At 38.6% G+C, this 18219-nt stretch carries 18 protein-coding genes; 9 read left to right on the top strand and 9 right to left on the bottom strand.

From position 1 onward, the window contains the following. Nucleotides 1–106 precede the first annotated feature (106 nt). Nucleotides 107–1054: a sugar-binding transcriptional regulator gene (locus LQZ75_RS00990; RefSeq protein WP_230095977.1), complete on the top strand. Its 948-nt coding sequence runs from the start codon at nt 107–109 to the stop codon at nt 1052–1054. A 66-nt stretch (nt 1055–1120) separates the two neighbouring features. Here LQZ75_RS00990 and LQZ75_RS00985 read toward each other — a convergent pair whose 3' ends face one another. After that, nucleotides 1121–2101, bottom strand: a complete 981-nt coding sequence (locus tag LQZ75_RS00985) for a hypothetical protein (RefSeq protein ID WP_230095976.1) — start codon at nt 2099–2101, stop codon at nt 1121–1123. Between the two features lie 197 nt (nt 2102–2298). Here LQZ75_RS00985 and LQZ75_RS00980 point away from each other — a divergent pair, with 197 nt between their 5' ends. Then, on the top strand, nt 2299–2529 hold the full coding sequence (locus LQZ75_RS00980; protein WP_230095975.1) for a hypothetical protein: 231 nt from the start codon (nt 2299–2301) through the stop codon (nt 2527–2529). An 88-nt stretch (nt 2530–2617) separates the two neighbouring features. On the opposite strand, the gene LQZ75_RS00975 is transcribed toward LQZ75_RS00980, so the two are convergent. Continuing rightward, nucleotides 2618–3625, bottom strand: a complete 1008-nt coding sequence (locus LQZ75_RS00975) for a DUF4767 domain-containing protein (RefSeq protein ID WP_230095974.1) — start codon at nt 3623–3625, stop codon at nt 2618–2620. 685 nt (nt 3626–4310) lie between these two features. Between LQZ75_RS00975 and LQZ75_RS00970 the strand changes: the two genes are divergently transcribed. The 5 genes from LQZ75_RS00970 (at nt 4311) to LQZ75_RS00950 (ending at nt 10069) form a co-directional block, all read left to right on the top strand. After that, the gene (locus LQZ75_RS00970; RefSeq protein WP_230095973.1) at nt 4311–4811 is read left to right on the top strand and encodes a hypothetical protein; all 501 of its coding nucleotides are present in this window, start codon (nt 4311–4313) and stop codon (nt 4809–4811) included. Between the two features lie 141 nt (nt 4812–4952). Further along, entirely contained in the window at nt 4953–5399 is a 447-nt protein-coding gene (locus LQZ75_RS00965) for a PTS fructose transporter subunit IIA (protein ID WP_230095972.1), read from the top strand. Nucleotides 5400–5429: 30 nt separating this feature from the next. Further along, entirely contained in the window at nt 5430–6956 is a 1527-nt protein-coding gene (locus tag LQZ75_RS00960) for a PTS fructose-like transporter subunit IIBC (RefSeq protein WP_230095971.1), read from the top strand. A gap of 157 nt (nt 6957–7113) precedes the next feature. Next, entirely contained in the window at nt 7114–8283 is a 1170-nt protein-coding gene (locus LQZ75_RS00955) for a MalY/PatB family protein (RefSeq protein ID WP_230095970.1), read from the top strand. A 1-nt stretch (nt 8284) separates the two neighbouring features. Then, on the top strand, nt 8285–10069 hold the full coding sequence (locus LQZ75_RS00950) for an HTH domain-containing protein (RefSeq protein ID WP_230095969.1): 1785 nt from the start codon (nt 8285–8287) through the stop codon (nt 10067–10069). A 65-nt stretch (nt 10070–10134) separates the two neighbouring features. Here the strand turns inward: LQZ75_RS00950 and LQZ75_RS00945 are convergent, their stop codons facing one another. Beyond that, the gene (locus tag LQZ75_RS00945) at nt 10135–10494 is read right to left on the bottom strand and encodes a winged helix-turn-helix transcriptional regulator (RefSeq protein WP_230095968.1); all 360 of its coding nucleotides are present in this window, start codon (nt 10492–10494) and stop codon (nt 10135–10137) included. 168 nt (nt 10495–10662) lie between these two features. Here LQZ75_RS00945 and LQZ75_RS00940 point away from each other — a divergent pair, with 168 nt between their 5' ends. Beyond that, complete coding sequence (locus tag LQZ75_RS00940) at nt 10663–11682, top strand: zinc-binding alcohol dehydrogenase family protein (RefSeq protein ID WP_230096365.1); 1020 nt, start codon at nt 10663–10665, stop codon at nt 11680–11682. 47 nt (nt 11683–11729) lie between these two features. Here the strand turns inward: LQZ75_RS00940 and LQZ75_RS00935 are convergent, their stop codons facing one another. Then, nucleotides 11730–12272, bottom strand: coding sequence for a DUF1697 domain-containing protein (locus LQZ75_RS00935; RefSeq protein ID WP_230095967.1), 543 nt, complete (start codon nt 12270–12272; stop codon nt 11730–11732). 245 nt (nt 12273–12517) lie between these two features. Further along, nucleotides 12518–13372 carry a helix-turn-helix domain-containing protein gene (locus LQZ75_RS00930; protein ID WP_230095966.1) on the bottom strand — a complete coding sequence of 285 codons (855 nt, stop codon included), beginning with the start codon at nt 13370–13372 and terminating at the stop codon, nt 12518–12520. A 114-nt stretch (nt 13373–13486) separates the two neighbouring features. Here LQZ75_RS00930 and gap point away from each other — a divergent pair, with 114 nt between their 5' ends. Next, complete coding sequence (gap, locus tag LQZ75_RS00925) at nt 13487–14500, top strand: type I glyceraldehyde-3-phosphate dehydrogenase (protein ID WP_230095965.1); 1014 nt, start codon at nt 13487–13489, stop codon at nt 14498–14500. 889 nt (nt 14501–15389) lie between these two features. Here the strand turns inward: gap and LQZ75_RS00920 are convergent. The 4 genes from LQZ75_RS00920 to LQZ75_RS00905 are packed head-to-tail and all read right to left on the bottom strand — an operon-like array spanning nt 15390 to nt 18170. Further along, complete coding sequence (locus LQZ75_RS00920) at nt 15390–15920, bottom strand: hypothetical protein (RefSeq protein WP_230095964.1); 531 nt, start codon at nt 15918–15920, stop codon at nt 15390–15392. Further along, entirely contained in the window at nt 15920–16933 is a 1014-nt protein-coding gene (locus LQZ75_RS00915; protein WP_230095963.1) for a hypothetical protein, read from the bottom strand. The genes LQZ75_RS00920 and LQZ75_RS00915 overlap by 1 nt, the downstream gene beginning before the upstream one ends. Continuing rightward, nucleotides 16930–17652: a hypothetical protein gene (locus tag LQZ75_RS00910; RefSeq protein ID WP_230095962.1), complete on the bottom strand. Its 723-nt coding sequence runs from the start codon at nt 17650–17652 to the stop codon at nt 16930–16932. Before LQZ75_RS00910 ends, LQZ75_RS00915 begins: the two co-directional genes overlap by 4 nt. Beyond that, a complete protein-coding gene (locus LQZ75_RS00905) occupies nt 17649–18170 on the bottom strand; it encodes a hypothetical protein (protein WP_230095961.1) in 522 nt (173 codons plus the stop codon). Before LQZ75_RS00905 ends, LQZ75_RS00910 begins: the two co-directional genes overlap by 4 nt. Nucleotides 18171–18219 lie beyond the last annotated feature (49 nt).

Below are 18219 nucleotides of genomic sequence, written 5' to 3'. Positions count from 1 at the left end.
TAAAAGGCTTTTTATTTTAAAATTTTAAAATAAAACCAATTTTGTAACTGACAAATTGTGAAAATCCTGTACAATGAAAGTATCAAATATGACGAGGCCTTTAAATATGAATCAAGATGAACTAATTGTCGCTGTGGCTGAAGACTACTACCTCAACAAAGCGTCTTTTGCGGCAATTTCTAAAAAATATAATCTTAGCCGTTACCTAATCAATAAATATCTCAATGATGGCTTAAAATCCGGCTTAGTCCGTATTGAAATTCAATCAAACTCACATCGCAATCAACAATTGGAGCAACTATTTAGTGCCCAATTCCCCGATGTCCACTTCACAATTATTAAAGATGCCGCCGATGAGATTGAAAGTATGCACCGGTTAGCCGAAAATAGTGCCAACATTGCCCAACAACTTATCCAAGCGCAAAACCCCCAAGTTCTCGGGTTAGCCTGGGGGGAATCAATGTATAATTTAATTGATAACTTCAATAATATTCCGTTGCGGGATACATACTTCGTCCAATTCATTGGTGAAAATATGAAATACCACTCAACGGTCGGCTCTACTCGGATGGTCGAAAAAGCGGCCACGAAGTTTTCATGCGAATTTCGCACCTTACTAGCTCCCCTCTATATCCTCGATGATCAGACCCGCCTTGGCTTGGCCCATGAACCAGCCACCAAGAGTACCTTAGCAATGGGTTCCCAGATGGATATGCTCATCACCGGCTTGGGGACGCTTAAATCATTGCAATCAATTGAACCATGGAATGATAACTTAACTGCGATTATCCCTGAAAGTGACTTGCCCAACGTTGCCGGCTTAATCTATGGCCGTCCGTATGATATTGATGGCCAGTTCTTAAACGTTGACCATGATAAAACATTTGGGCTGGACCTTGAGACTATCATGCACGTACCAACCCGCTTTTGTTTTGTCCGTGGTAAGTTCAAATCGATGACGACGATCGGTGCTCTGAAAGGCAAACTAGTGACTGATATTGTTTTTAGTGAATCACTGGCCTACCGGATGTTGGATGACTTAAAAAACCTTTAACGACATGTGAAATCAAAAAAACTCTAAGGCGATGCTTGAACATCAACTTAGAGTTTTTTAGTGCATTTATTTAGTTGGTGGTGTCACAACGGAAGCTTGAATAATTTGGGCGTAATCAATTAACAAACGACCACCGGCGGCATGTTGGTGCCCACCGCCTTGGAAAGCGGCGGCCACGGTTGCCAAATCAACTTCAGCGGCTTCACTACTGCGTAATGACAAGCGATTGCCATTCACGACAATTCCAAAATCTGCAGCTGGTAATTCGGCTAACATATTACCAACTTCTGACATATTTTTTGATGCTTGGACATAGGCAACATGATATGTGTGGTCACCAATGTGTAAGTCCATAAAAGCGGCGGCATCTTTTTTACGACCGACATACTTATCAACATCGAGTAATTGCTTATCAATAATCGCATTTAACACCGGGCCAAAAATCGTGGCACAAGTTGGCGTTGGTGCTTGCTTAGCGGCCGCATTGAAAGCGGGAATTTGTTGCATGAAAGCGTCTTTCCCTAGTAAATTAACCGCAATGGCCAGCTTTTGGGCCAATTCGGCGGTCAATGCCGAATCAGGCTTATTATACCAATCCCATGTATCTAATTCCCGCACGGCTTCAATAATCAACGGGGCATTATCAGCAACTGGATAGCGCTCAGCAACCATTGATGTGGCACATGTCTGCTTACCATTAGTGTGCTCATTGTAGTTCGTAATGAATGGAAAATCCGTCGCCAAATGCGCAGTTGACGCATGGTGGTCAATGACTTCAACGACACACTGATGGTCATGGGCGTAAGTTGCTAGAGCCGTCAAGACATCCGGTGATGGTGTCAAATCGGTAATGCCAATGTAGGCCGCCTCAGGTTCTGTCGCTAACCAATCCGTAATGGCGCGGTCAATGGTCCCAAATGAACCAGTTGATTCAAATGAATAAGTAATCGTAGCATCGGGATACTGATCCTTAGTCCCCGCAATTAAAGCGGCGGCTGACATAACCCCGTCAAGGTCGGTATGTGAAAAATAACGTAATTCAGTCACAAGTGTTCCTCCAGAAATGTATTATGTTTATCATACCATTTTTCGGGATGGTGATGCGGCGTGGTTTTTGTACTATGATGTCAATAAAATGGAGCGCTTCCTCCTTAAATACGTTCCTTGACATTAATCAACGACCTAATTATGATTAATAATCAATACATAAGTTTTTGCATATTGCATTCAGAAAGGCATGCCACATGTTTAAAATAACAGCTCAACGGCGGGCATTATTAGTTGCCTTGCTTTTTTCCTTACTAACAATCGTAACCTATTTATGTGGTGGTACTTCTACTACCGGGTGGTTTAAAATCACCAATACCGCTCATGAAGCTAGTCTTAACTTCGGCGCTTCATGCCTGTTACTCTTTTTAATCATTAGTCTGGCCGCTTGGCTTAACTTACTGATTAAGGTATTACGTGGTAAATAATACGTTCCAATACGGCATTAAAAAATCCTCGCCGCTTCAATAAACATGAAGTTGCGGGGATCTTTTTAGCTTTAATTAGTCGGCAAATTTAACTAAGCGGCATCGTTTGGGCCGTTGTATTAACGTCGGTTTGTTGGGCGGCAGTGTGGTAAGTTGCTTTGACTAAATCGGCGACACTGACTGTGGCAGTTTTTCCAGAATCCGGCCATGTCAAGTGAACACTGTGTTGGTCGTAACTGTACTCAATTGCTTTTTCGGTCTCACGGGTGCCGATGTGTAATTTACCATTAACAACATCCAAACTGGCGAGGGGATTGGTTCCCAGATATTTTACCAGTGGTGTCGCATCCGGATTGGCATATTTGTAAGCCATCACCCCAATCTGACGATAATCTAACTTAGTCCCTTGATAGGTAAGCTCTGGTTGCTTATGAATCGGTTGACTAGGTTCTTTAACTAACTTGGCAAAGCCATTAATTAATTCCTGATTAGCAGTTGGCGTAAAGTGCAACAAATGATCAGGCATTCCTTCATTTTGTTCGGTAACGAGCACCACTGGTTGGCCATGATGCAAAGTCATAAAGTACAAGTGAGCAACATCGCGTGACTGTAAAGTCAGATAATCTGAATAGATTGCCACCACATTATAATCGTACTTATCGGCCCCGGTTGGACTAACATTCGCACTCACATGCTGATTATTAACAGCAATATTATTTTGGCTAAAATCATCGGGAAACTTATAACCCATATAATTACTTGTCGCCTTCGTGGCCGGATAGAAATTATCATATACTTGCGCTGGACTAAAGCTGCGGCCCCAGTTATCCATGAAGCGATCTAAAGCGACTTGCTTTTGATTATCCCAGGCAACTTGGGGCAATTTAACATCCGCCATCGCGCCTGTCGTTTTAGTTGATTTTGTAGAACTTGCCGTCTTGTTAGCCAATGTGCCTTTCGTTTTTGTCGGATTTTGCGCTGGCTTACTTGTGGTACTTTGACTGGTTGATTGACTCGTAGCATTTTGACTACCGCAAGCACTTAATAGCACGGCACTACTCAACGCGACTACGCCTAACCAAATTCGTTTACTCATTTTATTGCATCCCCCCATTAATATGATATCGCTATCAGTATACCATTCTCTTAAAGTAATTAATAAAATGTTAACCGCAAGCTTGATGGCTAATTGCACTGGCTAAAATCACGATCCTAATAGCTAATTTACGTTTTTATTTGTACGCTACAATCAACATCTTTCAACTGCGGATTCGTGGTGGAAATCCAAGCAAAACCTGCAAATGACTACAAAACTTAAAACCTTTATTCATCAACAAATTGCGTATAGCAAATTAATAATTATTAGCCTCTTTGAGCTGCTTCCAAGAGGACGGTAATCCTTCCATTATCACAAATATTAAATCCCACTTTTTCATCGTCGGTTTGTCCGGCTGATGCTTTATCGCTCACTCAAATTTTGGTGTAATATCTTAAATAAAGGATGGTCAATCCCGCCAAAAAATGAGCTACTTTCCACTACACTGATGGCTAATTATTTGAGGGCCATTAACTATGTCATTGTATATACCAATATTAATGCTAAGCTAGGTTTAAATCGTAAATTACCCTTTAAAATTATCCAAAACTATATTAATATATATTGTAATCAAAACTCAACATTCATTAATATTATGAATCATTGCCTAGTTGATCGCATACCATTATCGTCGCTATAAAATTCAGGTATGTGCATCAACTAAATAAATACCAAGGATATCCTCATGAAAAAAACATTAAGTATCATTGCCGCAACGAGCCTCTTATTTGTCTTAGCTGGTTGCAGTCAACCACACTCAACAACTGCTAAAGAAAGCAACAAGCAATCGGCTTCGTCAGCACAAACTAGTAGTGCTGCCACTGCAAGTTCTAAAGCAGCGAGTTCAACTAGTACCCCTGATACGCACAGTAGTTCTGCTAGTTCATCAAGTGCGGCCAGTTCATCAACTAACAACCCTGCTACAACAAGTAGTAATAGTAGCTCACAACCGACTGATAGCAATCAAGCTCAAGCAAGCGGTAAGGTGACAACCCCTGAACAAGCGGTCAACGTTTTGCGGGCCCAATTAGGACCTAGTGCCGACAATGTGTCACTATTGGCGAATGGAACATCAACCCTTTACGGTGAAACTGTCTTCAACATCAACATCTACCAAGGTGCTGCTAAAGCCCCTTCTGCTGCTTACACCGTTTCTCAAGATGGTAAAGTAACGCAACAATGGTAATCAAAAACAGCGCAGGTTTATCTGCGCTGTTTTTTTGTTGGTGTCACTCGATACGTTCTTGGCACTCATCGGTGACAAAATACCTATTAACCGATTTTTAATTACGTTGTATTCTTAACCTATCAAAAGGGGGTACACATTATGAACAACATGTTTGAACCAACACACATTATCATGGATATCAAAGGAACAACTCAGGCTGACGTTTTGGCTGAATTAGCCACTAAGGCTTACGAACTTGGGGTCGTTAATGATGCCAATCAACTTGTCGCTGACTATCTAGAACGCGAAGCAGAATCAACTACGGGATTTGGAAATGGCGTAGCAATACCCCACTCAAAATCAAGTAATAATAAACAAGCGACAATTCTATTTGCTCGTGCTGATCATGGCGTTGAATGGCAAGCACTTGATGACGCACCAGTTGACACTTGGTTGAGTTTAATTGTGCCAGATACCGAGGCTGGTTTGCACTTACAACTCCTGGCCAAGTTAAGTCGTCAGTTAGTTCATCCTGAGTTCATCGAAACCTTAAAACATGGTACCGAAGCTGAAATTACTACATTATTAAATGATATTGTTGGATAACTAAATAGCTTGCCCAAGGGGGAACGGATTATGGCAAATTTAAAAATCGTTGGGGTAACCAACTGTCCAGCCGGAATTGCACATACTTATATGGTCGCAGAAGCCATTGAAACAAAAGCAAAATCATTAGGTTATGAAGCGCATGTTGAAACACAAGGTGCTAACGGGGTCGAAAACAAACTAACAAGTGATCAAATTGCCACTGCAGACTATGTCATATTAGCGCTTGGTAAAGGAATGACCACCGAAGATAAAGCGCGTTTTGATGGTAAACAAGTAATTGAGCTACCTGTCTCAGAAGCCCTAAAAAAGGTAAATACCATTTTTGATAATTTAGCTAGTGAAGCACACCTTTTTAAAGCAACTGGTGGAAGTCCTGTCAAGTTAGGTGATCAAAAAGACACAGATGGCGTGATGAGTCACTTAATGGCTGGGGTATCAGCTGCCCTGCCATTCGTAATTGGTGGTGGATTATTAATGGCTCTTGGGAGTCTTTTAGTTCAATTTGGGGCCGCTAATACAGCACCAACTCCCGGACACATTGCCTCATTAGCATGGGTTTTAAATACCGTTGGAGGATTAGGCTTCACAATGATGATTCCTATTATGGGAGGATACATTGCTTACTCAATCGGTGATAAACCCGCTTTAGCACCTGCTTTTCTAGTAACTCTTCTCGCTAATTCACCCGACGTTTTAGGGACTAAGGGTGGTGCCGGTTTCTTAGGTGCCATCGTTATTGGTTTAGCTATTGGATACTTCGTTAAGGCCTTCCGTAAAGTTAAACTAGGCAAAACTTTCCAATCAACACTTGGTTTCTTAATTATTCCATTTGTTACACTTTTAATTTTTGGTCTTTTAACTTACTATCTCGTTGGTCCTGCCATGGCTGGCTTAATGGCTGGTTTACTCAACTTCTTGCACACTATCCCTGCATCTTACGCAATTGCCGGTGGTTTCCTAATTGGTGCAATGTTGTCATTTGATATGGGTGGCCCTATCAACAAAACCGCTTGGTTCTTTGGCTTTTCACTTTTAAGCTCTCATGTTTACACGTGGTATGGTATTGTTGGCGTTGTAACAGTGCTACCACCAATGGCTGCCGCAATCGCAACCTGGATTAAACCAAAGCTCTTTACTAAACCTGAACGTGAATCAAGCATCTCGGCTTTCTTAGTTGGGATGACAGTTGCAACCGAACCCGCGATTCCATACGCTTTAGCTGCACCAATTCCAATGATTGCAGCAAATACATTAGCTGGTGGTATCGCTGGTGCCATCTCAATGGCTTTAGGTGTTGAACGTTTAGCTCCTGGTCTTGGTGTTTTTGATCCAATTATTGGCTTAGTTCACCCAGCATGGGGATACTACTTAGCCTTTGGAATTGGTTTAATTATGAATGTCGCTTTCATTTTAATTTTCAAGACAGCTTGGGTTAACCGTCAAGCCAAAAAGCACGCTAATAGCTCAGCTAAACTTACTACTCCAACACCTTCTGTAGCTGACGATAAAGGTAATATTGGTTCAGCGCCAAGTTTCCATGACGCCACCAAATAATGTCCCATTATAACTTTAATAGCGGGCCATACACGTTTTATATCTTAGCAGATTAACTGCTACCAAACGAAAGCCGGTTAGGAAAGTGTCCATTTCCTAGCCGGCTTTCTAGCCATTACCTGGACACATGTGTCTGTATTTAATTGGAGGAATAACTATGACCAAGTATGATTTTGACAAACTTATTGATCGCCACAACACTTACAGTACCCAATGGGATTACATTAGTGATCGCTTCGGTCACGATGATATCTTGCCTTTTTCCATTTCAGATACTGATTTCGCCGTACCTAAGGCTGTCCAAACGGCTTTAATACAACGAATTCAACACCCTATTTATGGATATACTCGTTGGAATCATCCAGCTTTTAAAGATAGTATTGTTAAGTGGTTCGAAGCGGATTCTCGTGTCAAGATTGATTCTGATTGGATTGTTTATAGTCCTAGTGTTATTTATACGTTAGCGACATTAATCCGTATGCATTCTCAACCTGGCGATACAGTAGCAACCTTCACACCAATGTATGACGCATTTTTTGGGGCAATTGAAAGTAATCATCGCGTACTTGCACCTATTCGCTTAAGTCCTGCTGACCAAGACTATCGCATCGATTGGGATAGTTTAGCCCTGATATTAGCACAAACAAGAACAAAAATATTCATCCTAACTAATCCACACAATCCGACCGGAAAAGTATTTACGCCGGCTGAACTAACTCGCTTATATGAACTTTGCCAAGCGCATAATGTGTATCTCATCTCAGATGATATTCATCGCGACATCATCTATCCAGGAATGCAATACACCCCTATTACTATGATTGGCCTTAAAAACGTAGCCCTTCTATGTTCTGGTTCAAAAACATTTAATACACCTGGATTAATTGGTTCATATGCATTATTGCCAGATGAACCAACCCGAAGTGAATTTTTAATTGAACTAAAACAACGTAATGCCTTATCATCAGTTAGTATTATGGGGATGACGGCACAAATGGCTGCATATAATGAAAGTCGTGATTATGTTGAGCAATTAGTTGCCTACTTAGATAACAACATGCGTATTCTTGATAATTTTATAAAAAAAGAATTACCTTTAATTAAATTTACCAAGCCACAAGCAACCTATCTAGCATGGCTTAATGTTAGTGCTTTAAATCTTAGTAGTACCGAATTACAGCAACGTCTCACTGAAATTGGTAAAATTGGTATTATGCCCGGTGAAACATATGGCGACAGTACCTATCTGCGGATGAACATCGCATGTCCTGTCGATAAGTTAATGCGGGGACTTGAGGGTTTAAAAAAAGCTATCGGAGGATCATAGTATGTTAGCAGTCCGCGAAATAAAGTTACTAAATCTTTTGCGAGATAGTGACTATTCTGGTGAATCACTTGCCAAAGAATTAAATGTATCACGCCGAACCATTATTCGAACAATTGCCCGCTTAAATGAACAATTAACTAGCTTAGCAATTGGCAAAATTATAACTACTCCAAACTATAATCTTGTCGTTGATGATAATAATCAATTAATGGCCCTCCTAGAGCAAGGTCGTGATGAACAAAACTTAATCATTCTTTTATTAGCCATGCATGGTTCATTACCACTTGCCGAAATAATGGATACGCTGTTCTTATCACGTAATACTGTTCTAGAATATGTTGAGCAGATTAATCAAGAATATCAAACATTATTTGTCATTACTGCCCAACCTAGGATTGGTCTAGAACTTCAACCTCAACGGTTAACATTAACTGATTTAGTGGCTAATTTCATTTATGAATACCCACATCTCTTGGCGAAATTACCGCCCGTCAGTTCCCAAGCTGAAATTGAACTTCTAGGAACTACCATTATTAATCCCTATACTAAATGGATTACCCCTGAGCAATGGCAAAAACAACTTTTAGCAGTTTTACTTACAAAACAGCCTTATCAAACGGGACCAACTTATCCAATGCCCCATGAATTGCCCTTAACAAGTCATCAAGCTCAACAATTGGCGTACTTTATTGGTCAACGAATAACGAATTTACAATTAATTTTGCAAGCAAAAGCAGATATTATCAACAGTACAATGCAACTCGCAGTAGCGTTTCAATTAGTTGATTTACCCTCGACAACTTATGAGGCAATTTTTGATCATTTATGTCGAGAGGTTGCTTTTCCACGACCAACAATTACTTTAAGTCCTTTGGAAATTCGGGAAATTAAAGGTCAAAATCCGATTGCTTTTGAGTTTGCAAATACCCTAATTGCAGACTTGATGGTTCAATTCCCAATGCAATGGTGGGATGCCCAGTTTTTAGCATTATACATTGTACAAGCTATTGCTCAGCATGCTAATGTGCCAATCAAAATTTTATTCTTATCACAACGACCATCATTAACACGAATTAACACGAGTATTCTGGAACAACAACTCCCCCAAATAGAGTTAAAGATTGCGTATAGCCTAGCAGATTTTAAAAATTTACTAGTCAAAGAAACGTTTGATCTTAAAGTTCTCAATGCTCAACGAACATTAAGTGTTGAAACGCGCACCATATTTGACTATACCTTTCAAACAATTATTACGGAACATGACCTACAGATGCTCAGTAAGCTAATTAGTGGCAAGCATTACTATAAACATCTCCCTGACTTCATGCCTCAGGATAACTTTATAACTATCGATAATGACCCCAATGATGATTACTTTATGGTCTTAGCTGACGGATTGGAACATTTTGTTACGGCTAATCAACTTAGCCCTTATGATTGTCATGAATTAATTAATCGTGAACTTGCTGGTAATCAATTGTTGCTTCAACACGTTGCCATCCCCCATATCATGGCTAAACATGTTCAGGAATATCAAATATTCGGGATTAAATTAACACATCCTGTCCAACTTGCAGATCAGACCGTCACGCTGATTCTAGCTGTCTTAGTGGGCTCATCTCAAACTACTAAAACTAATCTATTTAGTTATTTATACCAAACATTACAGCAAGTATCATTACCAACAATCGATACCGCCATGGACTACCAAAAACTCATCAAACTACTAACAGCTACAAATCCATCAAGCACACAAGTGGCAACTTCTACAACGATCAATGCTTAAAGTTTATGTAGGTCCTAAAAAATAATCCTCAACGCTAACATCCTAGCATTGAGGATTATTTTTATTCATTGCGCCGCTTTTACCACCTCTTGCTGGGCAACTGCATTATAATGTTCACCCCAATTTGCCATTGCACCAATCACAGGGATTAAAGTTTCACCAAATTCAGTTAAACGATAATCTGTTTTAGGTGGCATCACTGGATAAATTGTTTTCTGAACGATGCCGTCAATTTCTAATTCTTTAAGCTGTAATGCTAGCATGCGCCGTGAACAGGCCGGAATTTGCCGATGTAGCTCACCAAAATACCCCACTTTATCTTTGATTAAATGGTACAAAATAACGGCTTTCCATTTTCCTGAAATAATTTGTAAAGTGCTTTCAATCGGACAACCGGGCTGACAATTATATATTTGACGTTTCATCTTAATCCTCCGATGCATATCGACTTTTCTCTTATGGTACCGCAATTCTTGAACTTTGCACTAGTGAACAATTTGTAACTAGTCACGAAAATTTCAATATTGTAACGTCCGCAAAGATTATTAAGATAGTTATTAAATAAGGAGGCTTTATTTATTATGAATAAAACAATGCACGCAATCGGGTTTACTCAGCACTTACCAATCACTAATCCTGCTAGCTTAATATCTGTTGAACTGCCCATCCCCACGGCAACCGGCCATGATATTCTCGTCCATGTCACTGCCACTTCTGTCAATCCTGTTGATGTTGGTGTCCGGGGGCATGGCACTAAGTCGCTTACGCAACCCAAAATTATTGGTTGGGATGCCGTCGGGACTGTCACGGCTGTCGGCGAGCACGTAACCCTTTTTAAACCTGGCGAAATCGTCTTCTATGCGGGGGCTTTTGACCGTCCTGGCAGTAACAGCCAATATCAGCTAGTCGATGAACGGATTGTCGCTCATGCACCAACTACACTTACGGCACCGCAAGCAGCCGCAATGCCCCTCACCGCAATAACTGCGTGGGAAGCACTATTTGAACAATTAGGCATTGACTTGCATGACCATCAAACCAATCAAGCGCATACCATTCTGATAATTAATGGTGCTGGGGGTGTTGGCTCGATTGCCACGCAACTAGCGCACTTGGCCGGTTTAACCGTGATTGCAAGTGCTTCACGGCCAGAAACAATTACTTGGGTCCAAGCACACGGCGCTGACATGACCGTTAATCACCACCAAAACTTAGTCACACAAGTTCATGCACTAGGCTATCCCACCGTCGATTATATTTTAGAATTAAGTAATCTAAATCGTCACTGGGACGCAATTGTTGAGCTAATTAAACCGCATGGTAAAATTGTTTCGATTACTGGCAATCATAAGCCACTAAATCTCACGGCCCTTAAACAAAAGAGTGCCACTTTTGCCTGGGAGTGGATGTATACCAAATCTTTTTATCACACTCCCGACATGCTTAGCCAACATCACATTCTCGAAGCAATTGCATCTTTATTGGATACCGGTGCGTTGCAAAGCACCTTAACCAAAACGCTGTCACCAATCAACGTGACTAATCTCAAGACCGCACATCAGTTAGTCGAATCAAACCAGATGATTGGTAAGGTTGTGGTCAGTGATATATAAGCCACTACACATTATGGTCACGAACTTTAACAAAGCACTCATAAATATCACTTATTCATTGTGCGGATTTTTTGGTCGATTTTGGCAATCGTGGTCACATTACGAGAAGTTAAAATGCCCCGGTACTTAGCACTTCCCAGCACTTTACCACCAAAGCCTTGTGTCGTGTGGCCTTTCTTCACCAGCCAATAGATGGCATGGGGACCGGCAGGACGGAGCACTTCTTCGCTGGTATGATCATAACTGGTAAATAGTGGCGCTAATTCGGCATAGAGCTTAACTTCGGTTAATAACAACATCGCATTATATTCAGCTGGAACGGGTGGACAGGCCGCTAATAACACCGCTATTTCATTAGCCGTTCGTAGTGTGGCGGCAATTGGCTGACCAAAATAATTGCTGAGTTGCGTAACCACATACTGTTGGGTCGTATGGGCGCTTAACGTGGTTTGAATAATGACATTCCCAGTTGCCAAGACTGTCTCAATCGCCGTAAATTCGGGACACGCCAGCTGCTTAACTAGTTCCGCCATCGTAATCTTTAGCCCACCGGCATTAATTCCTCGTAAAAAAACCACATACGTCTTCATGCCACTACCCCCGTTTGTTCGTCTGTTATTTTGCTGGTGTTGCCACCTTTTGGTCTTGCGTGATGCCTTATTATAACAAGTTATCATTAAGCATGCCTAACAGTTGGTGGCTAATCACAGTTGAATTTTATGATAAAAGCACTAGCGCATAAGACATTAATTTAAACTATTAAATAATACACCACCTACAAAACCTATTAACAGCTAATATCTCTTTTTTACCGTGAAAATGTACAGTTATCAATTCACACCTCACGTGAGACAATGCGGGTTGATTTACGGTAATCGGTCGGTGATTGGCCTTCTACTTGCATGAACTTCCGCATGAAATACGTATCGTAGTTAAACCCAACAGTAGCGGCGATTTCCGTGATACTCATCCCCGTGTGGACCAACATCACTTTGGCGATTTTGATGCGATAATTACTAACAAATACCATCACTGACACACCATAGTTGTGCTTAAATAATGCATTGAGCGTGTTGCGATTCGCATGGGCTGCTTGGATGATTTGGTCTAACGTCAGTGGTTCAGCGTAATGCAAGTAGATATAGTCCAAGGCCAAATCTAGTGGATTATTGCTTTTATCACGAAACAGATTCTCCAGAATCGTAAAAATCTGAATTAACTGTTGCTTAATACGACATACCCACAAACTGTCACTTTGCGCTAAAACCTCAATCCCCAGAATACTAAACCAGTTAAAAATCAAATAATAACTATGCGTTGTCAATGCAAATACCCGTTCATTGACCTTTGATGCTTGACACAATCGGTTACCAGTTTGCAACGTCAACGTTAACGCATAGTCTGCCCCACTACTAACCAATGGTGCAACTTTTAAGAAATCTGGATGAAACGCAAATGCTTGGGCTGCCAATGCTTGCTGGTCATGGACCGTAATTCGGTCAGTCGCATTCAGACAAAGAATTGCAGGCGCAACAATCGTCAGCAACTGTTCATTTAACGTCAGTGTGATTTGGCCATTTGTCACTAAGACAATGACATTACGCTCTAGACGCGGTAAGTCGTGGAAATCTTCATATGGCATAAATTCAATTGCAACGGTACGTGGTTTGTAGCGATCAACTTGTGGCATTTTGCCCCTCCTGTGCAAATAGTATAGTTAAGCTATGACGCCTGTTTATTACATCATACGCCCTTGATTAATATAATTGTATCGTAACTTATATTAACTTTTGGAGGTTTTATTATGACTATCAAAGTTGCAATTAATGGCTTTGGCCGTATTGGCCGCTTAGCATTCCGCCAATTATACCAACGTCCCGAATTCGAGATTGTTGCTATCAATGACTTAACTAATCCGACCATGTTGGCACACTTACTGAAATTTGATTCAACACAAGGCCGCTTTAGCGCTAGTGACCAAGTACACGCAGATGACGAGAGTATCTCAATTGCTGGCGTGCGGATTCCTGTCTTTGCGGAAACGGATGCTGCGGTCTTACCATGGCAAGCGTTAGCCGTTGATATCGTGCTCGAATGCACGGGATTCTATACGTCAACCACCAAAGCTCAAGCACACATTAACGCTGGGGCCAAAAAAGTAATTATCTCAGCCCCAGCTGGTAATGATCTACCTACAATTGTGTATGGTGTCAATGAAAGTACCCTCACTGTGCACGATACGATTATCTCAGCAGCTTCGTGTACGACCAATTGTCTAGCCCCGGTTGCCAATACACTCAATTGCCTTGTACCAATTGTCAAAGGTTCGATGACGACCATTCATGCATATACTGGTGACCAAAATACGCTGGATGCCCCGCATCGTAAAGGTGATTTACGGCGGGCTCGGGCAGCTGGCTTAAATATTGTCCCAACAAGTTCGGGGGCCGCTAAAGCAGTTGGGCTAGTTGTTCCCGCTTTAGCCGGTAAACTTGATGGTGTCTCACAACGAGTCCCAGTCCCAGTAGGTTCCTTAGCCGAATTAGTCGCAGTCGTCGATGGCGTAGTCGATACTGACCAAGTCAACGCCGCCATGCATTCGGCCCAATCTGATGCATTCGGTTATAACGAAGACTTGATTGTATCATCTGATATTATCGGTATGACATATGGTTCATTATTTGATGCTACCCAAACAAAAACGACCACCTTACCGAACAACCAAACTTTAGTCAAAGTTGTCGCTTGGTATGATAACGAGAATTCGTTTGTCAGCCAGATGGTCCGGACATTAGGTTATTTTGGTGCGTTGCGTTAGGAAAAAGATATGGTTGTACGATAGTCTTAGCCCTTCCTATTCCATCAGCTAAGTAACGCGCTTAAACCTGGTTAATCGGTGGGTCATAATCTTTGTAATCGCAGTATTTTTAAGCTAATATTTACGGTAGTATAATAAATACTTCAAAAAGAGAGTATCTGCTTATGATTAATACCGTCCTTGTAATTGTACTTGCCGTTTTGACTGTTATTGGCGCAATCGCTGCGTTTAGTAGATTGCTGCTCACCAATACCAATCTATCACTAACGTTGGAGTTATTGCTCCTATTCCTAGGGTTATCGTTGACGTTATCGAGCTTGCGCTACGTGGGCTTAATAATCGCAACCCTCGCTGGCCTAGGGATCTTATTAGAAACCAAAATCAAATAGCTATTAAAAAAGTAGCGTCCCGAGTGGGCGCTACTTTTTTGGTAATTATTTAGGAGATAAATCGGTAAAATACGGTGTTTGCCGATGATGTGGATGTTGAAAAGGCACTTTCTTGTAGTGACTGTCTTTTCAGAGAGTGTAATTATGCAACTTATTGAAATACACTAAATCGATCTGCTAAATACTTGAACCGTTCCTTGTTATCATGATTGTGGTCACCCCAAGAACTCTGAACACACCTTTTTTGTAATTCCGATAATGTAATTGGCTGATCTAATTCAACCTGTTCACGCGGAATATCGACTCGTGTAACAACATATTTAAAGCGTACGAATTTATTAACTGCAGACTCGTAAATATAAATAATATCGCCCACATGAACATTGATTTTCTATGACCATTGAATATAGCCATTATCATGGAGTTTTCGTGAACTATCATAAAACTTTGGATTGGATGGTATTAACCACTGCATAAGTGCGCCTCAAAGGTTTGCTACTTTAAACCTTTTCTTCTAATAATCCTAATTCTATATCATTTTGGTAACTTAATTCACACATAATTGTTTGTGGACAAAACGAATAACAATAGTCTTCTGTTTCTATCGATATTTTCGAAATTGATTTCAAAATTTTTTCTATTTTGTTTATCTCACTATAATCAACATCCTTTAATTCAGGTACGTTTATTTTAATAGGTGTATCAACTAAGGAAATTATTTTACAAAACTTTGTAGAGAATAAGTATTTTGTTGAAAAATCTAACAAATACCATTCACCTTCAGAAAAATATAAATTAGCTACATGAAAGGAATTATTCTCATCGTTATAAAATCCGTATTCTTCAGTATTGTTATCTTTAAAATATAAAGATCCCAACAATGGATATGCAATTTTTTTAAGTTTTTCATTATATAATAAATAACAGCTAAGGTTAGCCCATAAAACACAAGTATCTATTTTAGGTATTCCTGTTTCTTCAAATGCACATTCCAACTTTTTATTAATATCATAAAATTGTATTTTGCACATTAATATACGAATTCTCCTAATCTATCATTTTTTGTTATTTCATCTAACATAATTTCGTTGTTTTTCATAATTGATTGAATCACTTCAATTCCTATTTTCTTTGAGAAGTTAGGTTTTTCTTCATTTATAAATTTTACTGAACAATCTAAATAAATATTTTTTACTTTTAATATTAAATACCCATACAAATATAAAAGAAGGAAAGTTTGATCATCCAGGTTATCAAGTAATCTTTTCTTACTTGAATCTCTTAAATCTAATATTATAGTTGAATCCTCATTCACAAAGTAACTTACATTAACATCATCATCTTCAATTCGCATACTTATTTTTCTCAATTGTCCCCCATTACTTATAAATGCTTTGGTTACAATTAATTCCGTAGTTTGATACGAAGTTCCAGTAAATATATTAGCTTCGTCAGTAACATTACCTACAAACCCATTAATATTTTTCAAAGTAATGTTAGTATTCAATATACCTTTATGTTCTTCATATGTATAAATTAACCAGTTAAATAATTCAGGTGATAAATTATAATTTAAATTACCTGTTTCATCTAGACTCTCTCCAATTAATTTTTTTACTCTACGTAGATGATTCACGTCAGAAGTTAAAATTAGCACAAAAACCTGATTATCTTTTTCAAAGAAAATGGTTTCAATATTAGCTATATTTAGACGATCTTGCTTCAATAAAATTTTTTTATCATCACCTGTTATCTTCTTTTTAGAATATTCAATTTGAGCAACAACTTTTTTAAATTTTATAGTATTTTCACTTAATGGAACTTCTTTTTCCTTTAATCTTGGAATCTTTAACTCATCTACTGGGTCTGGAGTCAACCACCTAAAATAAAAAAAACGTTCTGATTCATCTAATTTATCCATTTGCAGATTATGCTTTTTAGCATGTTGGAATTCATCCTTATAAACTTTTTCAAAAAATTCCTCATCTTCAATCAACGTTGTCTTTTCGTGTATTAAATAAATACTGGAATATATCTTTGTCATCTTTCTTCCCTTTCACAAACTATATCAACAGCACTCAATACATTTAAATTACTAAATATTTTACATATATATCCACCAAATCTATCTGTTAGTTGGACCTGGATATTTGCTGTTGCGTGTTTTATACGCTTTGGTTTTATTTTAAAAGATTCACTTTGCATAAAACTTTTTTTACTCGATTCATTTATTCTATAATCACGCAATACTTCGAATATTAGATCCTTATTTTTATTAAACTTAACCACTTGAGTATTTCTATCCATCCAATCATCATCGTTTTCCAATATTATATCTACAATATTCGGATTAAAAAAAACAGTCATTCCTATTTTCATTTTTTTAGAAAGCCACATTATAAAAGTTCCTGAAGGTTTTATTGAAATATCGACATTTATTTGTCTTTCAACATATGTACCCTTTACTGGCGTGAAATAAATACATTCCGAATCATTCTCATTTTCTAAATAGAACGTACATTCAATTGAAATTCTTCCAAAGAATTTATCAATAAATTTAATAACATATTTTTTCAAAAATCTAAGAATGCCTTGTAATATTGTTGTAAATAAAGTTATACACAGGCTTAATCCTGCAGCATGAAATGAATTTAAACTTAGTTTGTCGAGAAAAGCGTATATTAAATTATTAGTATTCGAAGCTATTATTAGAGCAAATAATGAAATTAGGAAAGAAAGAATTGCATTATACACTGTATTCATTCTTTGATTACCTTAAGTCCTAAATTTAATGTGTCAATCAATCTAATTATGCCATTATATTTTTTATTCTTTGATAAATCATCGTCAAAGCCTAATACGCCATTTTTTTGTAAAATTAAATGCTTATAATCAGTTGTTATACATGAAATTTCCTTAATCGTTAGTTTATTTTCTAAAATAATACTTCGTAATTCGTTAACATCAATCTCATCATCATCCAAATAATCATCAATATCTCCACAATCAAATTTACAATTTCTCAATTCAATATTAAATATCTTTTGATAATAAATTATTTCTAAAAATTTTTGGTTAGTCATTATCAATTGTTGAACATTACACTCGTTAAACTCTTTAAATATATTATTATCAAGGAGTAAATCATTATATTTTTCAGGATTATATTGTATGGCAAAAGAAAATTTCTTATTTCCCACTATATAACTATCTTTATCTAAAAAATTATAGAAAGGAGAATGCTTTTTATTTCTTTGTACTAAAATTTTATAGAAATACATACATAATTTTTCCTTTATTATTTTTAATTAATTATTATATAAATATTTA

This window comes from Periweissella fabaria, assembly GCF_918814575.1.
GTDB classification, from domain to species: Bacteria; Bacillota; Bacilli; order Lactobacillales; family Lactobacillaceae; genus Periweissella; species Periweissella fabaria.
Note: the sequence above shows the minus strand (reverse complement) of the source record. Positions and strands in the feature narration are given on the sequence as shown.

Bases quoted from the DNA above. Each gene is read 5' to 3' on its own strand.
- LQZ75_RS00990 (WP_230095977.1), top strand. From the start codon at position 107: ATGAATCAAGATGAACTAATTGTCGCTGTGGCTGAAGACTACTACCTC.
- LQZ75_RS00980 (WP_230095975.1), top strand. From the start codon at position 2,299: ATGTTTAAAATAACAGCTCAACGGCGGGCATTATTAGTTGCCTTGCTT.
- LQZ75_RS00975 (WP_230095974.1), bottom strand. From the start codon at position 3,625: ATGAGTAAACGAATTTGGTTAGGCGTAGTCGCGTTGAGTAGTGCCGTG.
- LQZ75_RS00970 (WP_230095973.1), top strand. From the start codon at position 4,311: ATGAAAAAAACATTAAGTATCATTGCCGCAACGAGCCTCTTATTTGTC.
- LQZ75_RS00965 (WP_230095972.1), top strand. From the start codon at position 4,953: ATGAACAACATGTTTGAACCAACACACATTATCATGGATATCAAAGGA.
- LQZ75_RS00960 (WP_230095971.1), top strand. From the start codon at position 5,430: ATGGCAAATTTAAAAATCGTTGGGGTAACCAACTGTCCAGCCGGAATT.
- LQZ75_RS00955 (WP_230095970.1), top strand. From the start codon at position 7,114: ATGACCAAGTATGATTTTGACAAACTTATTGATCGCCACAACACTTAC.
- LQZ75_RS00950 (WP_230095969.1), top strand. From the start codon at position 8,285: ATGTTAGCAGTCCGCGAAATAAAGTTACTAAATCTTTTGCGAGATAGT.
- LQZ75_RS00945 (WP_230095968.1), bottom strand. From the start codon at position 10,494: ATGAAACGTCAAATATATAATTGTCAGCCCGGTTGTCCGATTGAAAGC.
- LQZ75_RS00940 (WP_230096365.1), top strand. From the start codon at position 10,663: ATGCACGCAATCGGGTTTACTCAGCACTTACCAATCACTAATCCTGCT.
- LQZ75_RS00935 (WP_230095967.1), bottom strand. From the start codon at position 12,272: ATGAAGACGTATGTGGTTTTTTTACGAGGAATTAATGCCGGTGGGCTA.
- LQZ75_RS00930 (WP_230095966.1), bottom strand. From the start codon at position 13,372: ATGCCACAAGTTGATCGCTACAAACCACGTACCGTTGCAATTGAATTT.
- gap (WP_230095965.1), top strand. From the start codon at position 13,487: ATGACTATCAAAGTTGCAATTAATGGCTTTGGCCGTATTGGCCGCTTA.
- LQZ75_RS00920 (WP_230095964.1), bottom strand. From the start codon at position 15,920: ATGTGCAAAATACAATTTTATGATATTAATAAAAAGTTGGAATGTGCA.
- LQZ75_RS00915 (WP_230095963.1), bottom strand. From the start codon at position 16,933: ATGACAAAGATATATTCCAGTATTTATTTAATACACGAAAAGACAACG.
- LQZ75_RS00910 (WP_230095962.1), bottom strand. From the start codon at position 17,652: ATGAATACAGTGTATAATGCAATTCTTTCTTTCCTAATTTCATTATTT.
- LQZ75_RS00905 (WP_230095961.1), bottom strand. From the start codon at position 18,170: ATGTATTTCTATAAAATTTTAGTACAAAGAAATAAAAAGCATTCTCCT.